The sequence below is a fragment of the Fluoribacter gormanii genome (assembly GCF_900156395.1).
In the GTDB taxonomy this organism is placed as follows: Bacteria; Pseudomonadota; Gammaproteobacteria; order Legionellales; family Legionellaceae; genus Legionella; species Legionella gormanii.
In genome coordinates, this window is the sequence record NZ_FTNL01000032.1 from 1 (window position 1) to 13,193 (window position 13,193).

Here is a 13,193-nt window from a genome sequence, read left to right on the forward strand (position 1 = left end):
AATAAATTTTAATTTCTCAGTTTCAGCTTGTGTATTCTGCCAAATCATCGGTAACACCTTTTTCTCCTAAGAAAGTGTTACCTATCATCCCGGTTTAAAGTGTTACCAGTCTACCCGGTTTGTACCTTCGGGCTCCTTCTCCCTATTGGGGAGAAGGGATTTTTGTTTTTAACTGCAAAAGCGTTGTAAGCGATTTAATGCATCTTCCAAAATTTCCATGCTGGTTGCAAAAGATAAGCGGATGCAACCTTCATTACCGAATGCGGAGCCGGGAACTAGGGCAACTCCCGCTTCAACGAGCAGTTTTTCTGAAAATTCAAGGTCATTGCTGTACCCACGTTTTTCAATGATTGCTTGCACGCTTGGGAAAATATAAAAAGTACCATCAGCCGGAATGACTTCAATTCCCGGCATTTCCTGCAATCGAGATGCTACAAAATCGTGTCGTTGGCGAAAGGCTTTTACCATTTCCAATACACTTTCATTGCCACCGGTCAGCGCGGCCACCGCTGCTCTTTGGGCGATGGAACAAGGATTTGAGGTTGATTGGGATTGGATGGTTTTCATCGCATTCATTAATGGAGCCGGGCCTGCTGCGTAACCGATGCGCCAACCAGTCATCGCATAGGCTTTAGAGACGCCGTTTAATACAATGGTTCGCTCATACAGTTCAGGACAGGCATTCAGAATATTAGCGAAGGGTTGACTCCAAAGAATATGCTCGTACATGTCATCAGTAGCAATAATAATCTGGGGATGCTTTTTCAAGACTTCGGCCAAAGCTTTTAATTCATCGAGCGTGTAGGCGACCCCAGATGGGTTGGATGGGCTATTTAAAAAGATCATCCTGGTTTTGGGGGTGATGGCTGCTTCGAGTTGCTGGGCATTAATTTTATAACGTTGTGCTGGTGTGGTAGAAATGATAACCGGAATTGCATCAGCCAATAAGACCATATCAGGGTAAGAAACCCAGTATGGTGCGGGAATAATGACTTCATCACCTGGATTAAGCAGGGCTTGGCAGAGGTTGTAACAGCTTTGTTTTCCCCCTACTGAAACTAGAATTTGATTGGCCTGGTAATCAAGATTATTATCGTTTTTGAATTTATTTTTAACCGCTTCTTTAAGTTCAGGTATGCCATCAACAGCTGTATACTTGGTGTAACCTTGATTTATGGCCGCGATAGCTGCTTCTTTAATGTAATTGGGGGTGTCAAAATCGGGCTCGCCTGTACCCAGATTAATGACATCATGCCCTTGAGCACGCATTTGGGTGGCCTTTGCTGCTACGGCCAAGGTAGGTGAAGGCTTAACTTTTTGCACGCGTTTTGCTAATGCGATATCCATTTGTTGCTCCCGTGAGATATACTATAAAAGATATGAAAGATTTATTTAAACTATATGCCGATTATAAGCCTGCTGGTGACCAGCCGGCCGCCATAGCCTCATTAATTGACGGCTTGAATTCAGGCTTATCCAAACAAACCCTTTTAGGGGTTACTGGCTCAGGCAAGACGTTTACTATAGCACATGTTATTCAAGCCATGCGCCGGCCTGCCTTAATTATGGCTCCTAACAAAACGCTCGCTGCCCAGCTTTATGGTGAATTTAAAGCCTATTTCCCCGATAATGCGGTAGAATATTTTGTTTCCTACTATGATTATTATCAGCCGGAAGCTTATGTGCCTGCTTCGGATACCTTTATTGAAAAAGATTCATCCATCAATGAGCACATAGAGCAGATGCGTTTGTCTGCAACCAAAGCCTTAATTGAACGTAAAGATGCGATTATCGTCGCAACAGTTTCTGCAATTTATGGTTTGGGTGATCCTGATTCCTATTTGCGTATGGTATTACATCTTTCCCGCGGAGAACAATCCGATCAGCGTAAAATTTTAAGACGACTTGCTGAAATGCAATACACACGCAGTAACTTGTCTCTTGAGCGTGGCCAATTTCGCGTGCATGGGGACATTATTGATATTTTCCCTGCTGATGCGGAACGGGAAGCCATACGCATTGAACTCTTTGATGACGAAGTGGAAAATATTGCTCAGTTTGATCCACTCACAGGCGAAATTCTGCGACGGGTGCCACGAGTTACCATTTTTCCTAAAACACATTACGTCACTCCTCGCGATCGTATTTTACAAACGGTAGATTGGGTCAAGGAAGAGCTGCAAGAGCGTCTGGCTGAATTTAAAGCGCAAAACAAATTGGTTGAAGCCCAGCGTTTAGAGCAACGTACTTTTTTCGACATAGAAATGATGCTGGAATTGGGTTATTGCTCTGGTATTGAAAACTATTCTCGTTATTTATCTGCGCGAGAAGCCGGTGAACCTCCGCCAACCTTATTTGACTATTTGCCCGCCGAAGCGTTGCTTATTATCGATGAATCCCATGTCACTGTACCTCAAATTGGTGGCATGTATCGAGGGGATCGAGCGCGTAAGGAAACATTGGTCCAGTATGGTTTTAGACTGCCTTCAGCACTGGATAACCGACCGTTACGATTCGAAGAGTTTGAAGGGCGCTCACCGCAAACCATCTACATTTCAGCAACTCCGGGTCCTTATGAACAAGAGCATTCTGATAATGTTGCTGAGCAGGTAGTACGCCCTACAGGTCTTATTGATCCCGAAGTGGAAATTCGCCCGGTGCGTACCCAGGTCGATGATTTAATGTCAGAAATACGCCTGGTGACTCAACAAAATGGACGGGTTTTAGTAACCACTTTAACAAAACGAATGGCAGAGGATTTAACTGATTATCTGAATGAGCATGGTATTAAAGTTCGCTATTTGCATTCGGATATCGACACGGTTGAACGGGTAGAAATAATTCGTGATTTGCGTCTGGGTGTCTTTGATGTTTTGATTGGGATCAATTTATTACGTGAAGGCTTGGATATGCCTGAAGTCGCTTTGGTTGCCATTCTTGATGCAGATAAAGAGGGTTTTTTGCGTTCTGATCGCTCTCTGATTCAGACTATAGGACGTGCAGCTCGTAACGTGAACGGACGTGCTATTCTTTATGCAGATAAGATTACTGGTTCCATGCAAAGGGCTTTGGATGAAACCAGCAGACGACGTGAAAAGCAAAAGGCATTTAATGAAGCCCATGGAATCATCCCCAAAGGGATTAATAAATCCATAACAGATATCATGGAAGGCGCCTATCAAGGAAAACGTAATGTTGCAGTTGCTGAGCCAAGCCCAGAATATTTACATTGGTCAACCCAGGAATTAGTGAAACATATCAACACTTTGGAAAAACAAATGTATTTGCATGCGAAAAATATGGAGTTTGAAGCGGCAGCGAAAGTTCGAGATGAATATCTTTTATTAAAAGAGCAACTAATGAAAGGATAGCCCGACAGACATGGATTATGAACCCTGGGGTTCAAGTGGGTAGCGGATGAGTCGGTTCAGGCTTCCCACTACAGGGTGGGCTTGCACAACGCCGACTTCAGGATGCTTCCCATGCTGTTAGCATTGGTTCTAAAATCTCTCGCTATCGGGTTAAGTTAATTATACCATGGTCTTCTCGATGAAAGTCAAGAAGCGCGCTGTTTGGTTCTGTATCACAAGTGAAAACGAAGATTATCCGGCACTGCAGGACTGCTGCTAATGGTCTTGTTCTCGGTGACTAACCATTCTAAAATATTGGAGCCTTCCCATAATAAATGCTTGCCTTTTATTCTTTGAAATCGCTCTAAATTTAATGAGGTTTCCTTGGGGAAATCTGCAATGTCGATGCCATAGACTTGCCAGTTCGAGTTTTGTTCATCAGGCGCCATGAGCACAGTGGCATAGTAATTTAAATCGGAGGGGATGTATGCGATTACTTGATGATTAAAGGCTTGTTCCAAGCGGGCAAGAAAAGGTCTGGCAAATTCAAACAAGTTTTTGTGTCTATTATTATCAGAAATGAGAAAGACAACAGAATGAACTTGATCCGATAACTGATGTTTTAGTAGCGCCTCAGCGAAGCTAACCGGCTCAAGGTAACGTAAAAATTTATCATTGGCGTCCACATCAACTAACAGAAGCTGTTCTTTGGCTTTATTTAAGTCAGTTAGTTGATCTAAGGCCAGTGCATCGAAATGAGTCAATTGGTGTAAGTTTGTCGCGGCCGCTCTATTCTCTTTGCTGTTGCTCATCAATATTATCATTGTATTCTCTTAATCCTGCGTAGTTCAATTATAGTCAATTGATCAATAAATAAACAAAAGAACTATACTAATCTTATTAGTCCTTTGCTTTTCCATTTTTTAATGAAGTCAAAAAACATTATACTCATTTTAGGTGATGATCCGGCTACTCTTAAATCGGCCCAAAATATCGCCAAGCAGATCCCTAATAGTGAGATAAAGCTTTTTTCCCCGAATTGCTTGGTTGGTTTAAGTTCAGCTGATGTTGCGCGAATAACCGTAGTTGGACATGCTGGCTCTAAAAGTTACGGCGAATCTCATTTTTCCCCCCAACAATTTGTAAGAGCCTTTGATAAGGCTAGAGAAATAGCCGGATTAACAAAAGGAGCTATCAAAGGATTACGGTGTTTCGGCTGTGAATTAGGTTTAATGAATGAGCAGGGTAGTTGTTATGCGCAAGAGATGGCAAATGAATTCGCCCTGCACGGATATCATTTAAATTTAAGTGCATTTACTAATCGGCATTCAACTACTTTGCAGAACATGATTGTTGGAGTACGTTTGGATGGGAGCATAAATGTATATGGTTATAAAAATTCGTTGAATACCATTCGAGGCCAAGCATTAGACGAGCAATTAAAAGCAAAGAGTGAGGAGATAGAAAGGTTGCAAGCGAAAGTGTCGTTTTTTGATTTTTTGTGGGGGCGAACAAAAGCGATAAAGGCAGTAGATAAAGCAGTAAAAGAGTATGAGGACCTTTTAGAAAAACAAAATAAAATACAGGTTCCGATCGATCGAGAGGAACATCCAATTAAGGCATTAGATCATGATAAAAAATACCAATTCTTGCCTTCCCTCAATCCCCAAGAGCTCCAAGAGAAAGTTAGCGACTTGCAGGAAAGAATTACTACATGCGCGCTCAATTGTAAGACGTTTCAGGATTTTGGAGAGTTTAGTTTAGCCTTGCAGATGCAAACAAGACAAAAAGAATTAGAAGAACAATTACGTACTATTGAAAATTACCTTACTGCTGAAAAAAATAAAGATCTTATACAGGAGACAACGCTCGAGCAAGAACAAGCTTCGCTCTTGGGTAATTTAAAAAACGAGCAGCAATTGGAAAAAAGAGGTGCTCCATCTTGGCTAAAAAGCGCATGGCAAGGTGTTAAGCAATTTTTTAGCGATCTTCGTATGAAATCGTCGGCAACAGAAGATCTAGAAATGTCAGAATTGAGCCCGAAACCTCATGTGGCAGAACGAACGAATGATACACGCATTAGTAGCTATCGAAACCCGATGGTAACACTTGATAGGCCGGTTACAAAAAGCAACAAAAAACCTATTCAACCAATGGAAATGAAGGATAAGGAACAGCGTGACAAAGCGATGACTAATACACGCGATAACAATGATTCCCCGCAAACTGTTGCTCGCAATTTTAAGCAACAGTTAACCCAACTGCGGCAGGAGCAAATACGTCAAAAACAAGAAGAACCGCAAAATGAGGCTGATTCTCGACCTGTGCTTAGATGAAGTAGAGAGCAAATGCCGATGCGCATGCAGCCCCTCGTTTGATTACCCATAATTTTTCGTTTAACATGTCATCAAACAAGGTTATCCCCAATTCTTTTTTGAATTTGTATTCAAAATTAAGAGCAACGACCCAATCAATGAACCTACACTAAGTTCTATTTTATAGATATTCTGCTGCATGATTGAATGGAGGTCGATGTGGCACATATTTTGATTAATGAGAGGTAATTATGGCAGCAACTGCATCAAACATGCTTCCTTTAGGGAGTAAGGCACCTGATTTTACTTTAATTGATACACGCAGCGATCAATTAGTTTCCCTGGCACAAATTAAATCACCTATTGCAACAGTTATTATGTTTTTGTGTAATCATTGTCCTTATGTAAAACATATTCAGACAAAAATAGTGGAGTTGGCGGAAACGTATCAGAATAAAGGATTTCAATTCATTGCAATCAGTGCTAATGACGCACAAAAATATCCTGCAGATAGTCCGGAAAAAATGCGGGTTGAGGCTGAAAATTTTCATTATCCATTCCCTTATTTATATGATGAATCGCAAGAAGTAGCTAAAGCCTATCATGCTGCGTGTACCCCCGATTTTTATATTTTTGATAAGGATCTGCTTTGTGTCTACCGCGGTTGTTTGGATGAATCAACACCAGGAAACAATAAACCTGTTACTGGCTCGCACTTACAAAATGCACTGGACAACATCCTTGCTGGCAAGCCAGTAAATCCAGAGCAAAAGCCAAGCCTGGGATGCAATATTAAGTGGAAATAAGACATATGGCCTGGATGGGGGGGAAGGACTGTAACCCGAATTTCGCTGCGCGGCATCCAGGTCACCTATGATTATTAAATTAAAATTTGTCCGGATCGGCCTTGTCCCAATGTGCTTTATAACTTGCAGGAATATCAGGGCCTAGTAGTTGCCCTGGTGAAAGATACTCATAAATTTCATGAAAGCATTTAACTTCTTGCAAGCTTATTCGTCTCATGATGTGACTGGGTTTCAAATCGCTGGGGTTATCTAAACCGAGAGATCCTACCATTTCCAAAAAGCTTTTCATGGTGTTTTTATGGAAATTGGCAACGTGATATTTTTTCTGATCAACGACTAAGCCATATTGTAACCTTTTGTTTTGTGTGGCGACTCCTGTAGGGCACGTATTTGCATTGCATTGTTTGGTCTGCAAACAGCCAGCGGCCATCATCATGGCTCTTGCAGAATTGCACATATCGGCACCTAAAGCGATATTGGTTAGTATATCGAATCCATTCGCTACTTTACCGCTACAGATGATGCGTATTTTGTCGCGTACATTAATCCCTACTAATGCGTTATGTACAAAGACTAACCCTGCTTCCAGAGGAGTTCCCATAAAGTTGACATATTCTACAGGTGCTGCCCCAGTTCCTCCTTCGGCCCCATCAACGGTAATAAAATCAGGTAAGATATTGGTTTTTAACATGGCTTTACAAATAGCCAGAAACTCATCTCTACGCCCCAGACATAATTTAAACCCAATGGGTTTGCCATGGGATAAGTCGCGTAATTTTTTTACGAAATAGAGCAATTCTACAGGGGTACTGAACGCGGAATGGGCCATTGGGGAGATGACGTCCTTGCCCATGGAAACTTTTCTTACTTTAGCTATTTCTTCAGTTAATTTGGCAGCGGGTAAAATACCGCCGTGCGAGGGCTTAGCGCCTTGGGACAGTTTAATTTCTATCATCTTTACTTCTTTACGATTGGCTTCAGCAGCAAACTCCTGATCATCGAAATTTCCCTGAGCGTCGCGGCAACCAAAGTAGGCGGTTCCAAATTGAAATATCAAATCGCCTCCTTGCAAATGGTATTTACTTAAACCCCCTTCACCAGTGGCGTGGGCAAAACCACCAATCAATGCCCCCTTATTCATGGCCATAATTGCTTTGCCAGAAAGTGCACCAAAGCTCATGCTGGAAATATTAAATCGTGAGGCACAGTAAGGTTGCAGGCAATCGGGTCCCCCAACGGTAATTCTTGGTTCGACTTCTGAATGATGTTTGGGAGCTAGAGAATGAAGCGCCCAAGTATAACCCACACTTAAAATATCGCGTTCCGTACCAAACGGTACGGTATCACGAGAATTTTTTGCGCGTGCATAAATAAGAGAACGTGTTTCTCGATTAAAGGGGAGCTCACTTTCATCAGTGGCAATAAAATATTGTTGAATCTCTGGGCGAAGAAACTCGAGAAAGTAGCGCGCATGGCCTAAGACCGGGAAATTGCGTAAAATGGAATGTTCTTTTTGAATCAAATCATAGATCCAAATAATAATAATCGGAATCAGAAAAGCGATAAACCATTTGATGCTATGAAACATCGCAAAGAGGGCAAGTATAATTAATAAAGCTATTCCAAAGCCTACATACCATTGGCGTCTCATTTTAAATCCTTTTAATCAAAATCGGTTCGCTTTCTCTTATTTAGAGCGCATACACTAATTATAATGTCTCCTCGCCATGCGCGAGGAGGCCTCTTGTATCAAATAAACAATAAAACTAATCAATTTCCGAAAAGCGTTCCACCATCTCACCGCCTACCATTTTATTAATTTTATTTTCCAGTGAGTTAATAAATTGTGTTACTTGATGCTGTTGATGTGCTTGTTTGTTTTTGCATAATATTAATTCATGACTGATATCGAGGGCGGCAAGTAATAAAGTTTGGAAATCATCCAGCTGCTTTGATTTCTTTTTATTAATCCCTATTTGGTTATTTAATTTCTGCACTGCAAGCAGTAAATTGGGTTCCTCGCCTTCAGGGCATTTAATGTCATAAGTTTTATTTAATAATTTAACAGTACACGATTTCATTTGCGTCATGATAATAAGACCTTTGCAATTCCATAGAGAGCCTATGTGAATAGTAACAATTTTGCTCGCAAGCAGCAATTAGTAGGATGAACGCTTGCGTTAAATCGGTTATCATTGAGTATTTTCTATGAATGAGTTGAATATGTCCGAAGAAAGAGCACATTTGCATTTGCCCGATTATGATGAATTTTCTGCAACGATTTCTGTTTTGATGTTGCATATATCTTCCAGTTTATTGCATGGAATGATGTGTGGCTACCTGTGTGCTGGCGCTGACAGTCAAGGTGAAGCGTATTTGCGTGCTTTATTAAACAATAAAAAAGATGAGGCCAGTCGTAATGCTGTTTTAGCCATGTTTTCTGTATTTTCTATAAGTCAGCAGCAAATTAATACTATGGATTTTGAGTTTGAAATGTTGCTTCCTGATGATGAAGAATCTCTGTTGATCCGAGCGCAAGCTTTCAGTGAATGGTGCGAAGGTTTTACGCAGGCGTTAACTTTGGCTGGTATTACTGCCAATAGATTCCATGAAGATGAAGCACAGGATGCATTTCAACATCTTGTTGAGTTTGCCGAGCTGGATTGTGATACCTTGGATGTAGACGAAGAAGATGAGCGTGCATTAATGGAAGTCAGTGAATATGCGCGAATGGCAGTGCTTCGTTTATACAGTGATTTAGTTATGAACGAAAAAGAACGTGGTGGCCATACTGGAATGACCCATTAATAAGGATGTTAATATGATTTCCCAACAAGAATATCAAACTAGAAGGAATCAACTGGCAAAGAAACTACCCGAAGGTAGTATTGCCATCATTCCTGCTGCTCGTGAAGTATTACGTAATGGTGACGCACATTATCGTTTTCGTCAGGACAGCAATTTCTATTATTTAACCGGATTTAATGAGCCTGATGCATTGTTGGTTCTCATTCGTGATGAGAGTTCTCAGAGTATTTTATTTAGCCGTACTCGCAATCCGGCAGAGGAACAATGGACTGGAAAACGCCTGGGACAAGATGGAGCTCTTTCGGAATTAGGCATGCACGCGGCTTTTCCTATAGGCAGTGTTGCTGAAGAATTACCTAAATTACTAAGTGGTAAATCAGCAATTTATTATGCACTTGCGCGAAATCCCGATCTGGAAAAAACCATTATGCAGTCATTGGTGACGCTTAAAGGTCAAGTGCGGCGTGGAGTTAAAGTACCGGATCAGTTATGTGATTTGGAGCCTATATTAGGGGAGATGCGTTTATTTAAAAGTGATGCAGAACTGGATTTAATGCGCCGAGCAGCAACCATCTCTGTTAAAGCCCATGAACAGGCAATGCGTCGCTGCAAGCATTTGGAGCATGAATATCAGCTGGAAGCAGAACTGATTTATGAATTCAGCCGCCATGGTTGTCGGAGTGTCGCTTATGATCCGATCGTGGGTTGTGGAGAAAATGCCTGTATACTGCATTACACAGACAACAATAAACCCCTGCACCGAGGTAGTTTAGTGCTTATTGATGCAGGGGGTGAATATGAAAATTATGCTGCAGATATCACAAGGACATTTCCAGTTAATGGCAAATTCAGCCCGGAACAAAAAAGCATCTATGAACTGGTGCTCAAGGCACAAAAAGCAGGAATTGCAGCAGTTAAACCTGGACTTCCCTGGAATGCGGTACAGCAAATAATGATACGGATTTTAACGGAAGGGCTTTGTGCGTTGGGTATTTTGCAAGGTGATGTGGATGAGTTAGTTGCTAAAGAGGCTTATAAGCCTTTTTATATGCATAATTCAGGGCACTGGTTAGGATTAGATGTTCATGACTGTGGCCTTTATAAAGTTCATGGTGAGTGGCGGCCTTTAGAACCAGGAATGGTTCTAACTGTTGAACCTGGTTTGTACATTAGTTCAACTATTCCAGGGGTAGATAAACGGTGGTGGGATATTGGTGTGCGTATTGAGGATGATGTGGTGGTAACGAAAACAGGCCATGAAGTACTAACTGCGGCATTGCCTGTAGATGTTGATGAAATTGAGGCATTAATGCGTGATTAATAAAGAAATTGATATACTGATCATTGGTGGGGGGTTGACGGGGGCAACTTTAATGCTTGCTTTGCAAGGACTGGGTTATAACACCTTGTTAGTAGAAGCAAAACCTTTTAGTGACAAAATAAACCCTGATTTTGATGCGCGATCTTTAGCTTTATCTCCAGCGAGTCGGCGTATTTTAACCATGCTTGGCGTTTGGGATCTTCTTAAAGATCATGCAACTGCTATAGACATGATCCATGTTTCTGATCAATCCCATTTTGGGATATCACGTTTGCACGGGGAGTCCGATGCTCCTTTAGGCCATGTTGCTGAAATGCAGCATATAAATCAGGCTTTGCATCAATTATTGCCTCATGACCAGATTATTGCGCCAGCAAGCCTTAAGTCCCTGGATTATGATCAGCATTCGGCAACAATTCTTACTGATTCTGGCGAAATTAATGTTGCCGCACGTTTAATTGTTGCTGCAGATGGCGCGCAATCCTCAGCACGTCGTTTTTGTTCTTTACCTGCCAAGACTAAACTTTATGGGCAACATGCGATTGTAGCGAATGTCGGGTTACTTAAGCCCCATGGCCATCGTGCTTATGAACGATTTACAATGCATGGTCCTCTGGCACTTTTACCCATGCAAGACAATCGCATGTCTTTAGTTTGGGCCGTTCCTCCTAAGGAAGCGGATCACCTATTGTCATTATCTGATGCTGATTTTTTACGGGAGTTACAACAGGCTTTTGGCTATCGTTTGGGTCGATTTGCCAAAGTGGGTAAGCGCTTTTCTTATCCTTTGCAGCAAGTTTTAATGCCAATACAAGCCAAATGGCCAGTAGTTTTTGTAGGCAATGCGGCGCACACCCTGCATCCAGTAGCGGGACAGGGATTTAATTTAGGGCTTAGAGATGTGGCTACTTTAGCGCAATGCATTGCTGAGCAAGGACTTAATGCGGAGATGGTGCAACATTACGTGCAATTAAGATCCCACGATCAAAAAGCTATTACTCGTTTAACAGATGGTTTAATTCACGTATTTACCAGTCGTTTACCCGGATTTGGGGTGGCACGAGGGTTGGGATTGATTGCTCTTGATAATATTCCTGTATTGAAGAACCTTTTAGCACGATATGCACGAGGGTTCGGGGGAGTGGTTCCTGATTTGGTTTGTGAAATCGCATTGCCAAAGCGATAATATAGTTATGAAGGAAAAAGAATGAGTCTGCAATTTAACGTATTAATAATTGGCGGTGGCATTGTGGGGTTAACTGCTGCCCTGGCCATGGCTCAGCGCGGTAACTCGGTAGCAGTAATTGATGCAGGCTCATTAAAAGTTGATAGTTCACTACCAGATACTCGAGTCTATGCAATTAATTTTGCATCACAAACACTGTTGCAGCAATTAAACGCCTGGCAACATTTGGATAAGTCACGTCTTTCTCCTTACCGTAGCATGTATGTTTGGGATGCTGAAAGTAACGCTCATATTGATTTTGACTCACGTTATATAGGAAAACAGAATCTAGGGAATATCATTGAAGAATCGGTGTTAAAACAGGCTTTATTACACCAGGTCTCCACTCAGCCTTCCATTCATTTATTCCCTGATAGCCGCGTTGAGGAAGTCTTCAGTGATGATGCTGGGGTTAAAGTGTGCAGCAATCAGCAAACTTGGGAAGGACAACTGTTGATGATTGCGGATGGAGCGAATTCGCCAGCACGGCAAAAACTTAAGGTGCCATTAAACAGCTGGTCTTATGAACAACATGCTTTAGTAGCCACCGTATCAGTAGAGAAACCACACCAACAAACCGCATATCAAGTATTTCGTGCTGATGGGCCTTTAGCATTTTTACCGCTTGCCGATGCACATCAATGTTCTATTGTATGGTCTACTGATCCAGTACATGCAAAAAAATTAATGAGTCTTTCCGAGCAGGAGTTTAATGAAGCATTAACCCGGGCATTTGCTAAAAAACTGGGGCGGGTTGAAGTAATAAGTACGCGCCATCAGTTTCCTTTACAGATGCGCCATGTGAAACAGTATGCTGGTGATCGTTGGTTGCTTCTTGGTGATGCAGCACATACGATCCATCCTTTAGCTGGTTTGGGTTTAAATGTTGGCCTGGCTGATGTACGCTCCTGGATTGAATGTTTGGATATGGTACAAGATACGTTGTTATCTAAAAAGGCGTTAGGGGCTTATCAACGTGAACGCAAACACGCAGTATGGCAAATTATTATGATGATGGAAGGTTTCAAACGATTATTCAGTAATTCCTTTTCACCGATTGTTACCTTACGTGGTTTAGGTTTAAGTTTATGTAATCGATTTATGCCTATAAAACGATTATTCATTCAACATGCTCAAGGTGGGTAGCAATAGGGCTGCTTTTTTTCCACGATTATTTGTGTTGAAAAACAGCTATTTATCGTTGTACGTCTTACAAATGCATCTGTTGCTTGTTGGATTCTAAGTCACAAGTTCTGCATCAAATCTGCTGTTGATTTTGATCGGAATATGATGCTCAGAATCAAGCAGCAAGGGATTTGCCACCGACCCAATTACAATCCAATCCGTGTTATTGTCTAAAAAGTGGCT

11 protein-coding genes and 1 other RNA gene are annotated in these 13,193 nt (G+C 41.7%); 7 read left to right on the forward strand and 5 right to left on the reverse strand.

Annotated elements, in window-relative coordinates; translation table 11 throughout:
• Nucleotides 1-168: 168 nt before the first annotated feature.
• On the reverse strand, nucleotides 169-1,347 hold the full coding sequence (locus tag BW930_RS15340) for a pyridoxal phosphate-dependent aminotransferase (RefSeq protein ID WP_058467641.1): 1,179 nt from the start codon (nucleotides 1,345-1,347) through the stop codon (nucleotides 169-171).
• 32 nt (nucleotides 1,348-1,379) lie between these two features.
• Here BW930_RS15340 and uvrB point away from each other — a divergent pair, with 32 nt between their 5' ends.
• Complete coding sequence (gene uvrB / locus BW930_RS15345; protein ID WP_058467643.1) at nucleotides 1,380-3,371, forward strand: excinuclease ABC subunit UvrB; 1,992 nt, start codon at nucleotides 1,380-1,382, stop codon at nucleotides 3,369-3,371.
• Here the strand turns inward: uvrB and ssrS are convergent.
• Both ssrS and BW930_RS15355 read right to left on the reverse strand, forming a co-directional pair.
• Nucleotides 3,366-3,526, reverse strand: a non-coding RNA gene (ssrS, locus tag BW930_RS15350) — 6S RNA. The genes uvrB and ssrS overlap by 6 nt on opposite strands.
• Nucleotides 3,527-3,583: 57 nt before the next feature.
• Entirely contained in the window at nucleotides 3,584-4,174 is a 591-nt protein-coding gene (locus BW930_RS15355) for a hypothetical protein (protein WP_131756906.1), read from the reverse strand.
• A 102-nt stretch (nucleotides 4,175-4,276) separates the two neighbouring features.
• Here BW930_RS15355 and BW930_RS15360 point away from each other — a divergent pair, with 102 nt between their 5' ends.
• Together BW930_RS15360 and BW930_RS15365 are read left to right on the forward strand one after the other, a co-directional pair.
• Nucleotides 4,277-5,686, forward strand: a complete 1,410-nt coding sequence (locus BW930_RS15360) for a hypothetical protein (RefSeq protein WP_058467639.1) — start codon at nucleotides 4,277-4,279, stop codon at nucleotides 5,684-5,686.
• Nucleotides 5,687-5,916: 230 nt separating this feature from the next.
• Nucleotides 5,917-6,471 carry a thioredoxin family protein gene (locus BW930_RS15365; RefSeq protein WP_058467638.1) on the forward strand — a complete coding sequence of 185 codons (555 nt, stop codon included), beginning with the start codon at nucleotides 5,917-5,919 and terminating at the stop codon, nucleotides 6,469-6,471.
• 79 nt (nucleotides 6,472-6,550) lie between these two features.
• Here the strand turns inward: BW930_RS15365 and BW930_RS15370 are convergent, their stop codons facing one another.
• Nucleotides 6,551-8,122 (reverse strand): FMN-binding glutamate synthase family protein, encoded by a 1,572-nt coding sequence (locus BW930_RS15370; RefSeq protein WP_058467637.1) that lies wholly within the window; start codon nucleotides 8,120-8,122, stop codon nucleotides 6,551-6,553.
• Nucleotides 8,123-8,237: 115 nt separating this feature from the next.
• Nucleotides 8,238-8,561 carry a cell division protein ZapA gene (locus BW930_RS15375; protein WP_058467636.1) on the reverse strand — a complete coding sequence of 108 codons (324 nt, stop codon included), beginning with the start codon at nucleotides 8,559-8,561 and terminating at the stop codon, nucleotides 8,238-8,240.
• A gap of 133 nt (nucleotides 8,562-8,694) precedes the next feature.
• Here BW930_RS15375 and BW930_RS15380 point away from each other — a divergent pair, with 133 nt between their 5' ends.
• From BW930_RS15380 to BW930_RS15395, 4 genes are read left to right on the forward strand one after another with little or no spacing between them, the layout of a single operon-like run.
• Nucleotides 8,695-9,279 (forward strand): UPF0149 family protein, encoded by a 585-nt coding sequence (locus BW930_RS15380; RefSeq protein WP_058467635.1) that lies wholly within the window; start codon nucleotides 8,695-8,697, stop codon nucleotides 9,277-9,279.
• Between the two features lie 13 nt (nucleotides 9,280-9,292).
• On the forward strand, nucleotides 9,293-10,600 hold the full coding sequence (pepP, locus tag BW930_RS15385) for a Xaa-Pro aminopeptidase (protein WP_058467634.1): 1,308 nt from the start codon (nucleotides 9,293-9,295) through the stop codon (nucleotides 10,598-10,600).
• Entirely contained in the window at nucleotides 10,593-11,786 is a 1,194-nt protein-coding gene (gene ubiH, locus BW930_RS15390; protein ID WP_058467633.1) for a 2-octaprenyl-6-methoxyphenyl hydroxylase, read from the forward strand. The genes pepP and ubiH overlap by 8 nt, the downstream gene beginning before the upstream one ends.
• A gap of 21 nt (nucleotides 11,787-11,807) precedes the next feature.
• Nucleotides 11,808-12,971: a UbiH/UbiF/VisC/COQ6 family ubiquinone biosynthesis hydroxylase gene (locus BW930_RS15395; protein ID WP_058467632.1), complete on the forward strand. Its 1,164-nt coding sequence runs from the start codon at nucleotides 11,808-11,810 to the stop codon at nucleotides 12,969-12,971.
• The last annotated feature ends 222 nt before the right edge of the window (nucleotides 12,972-13,193 follow it).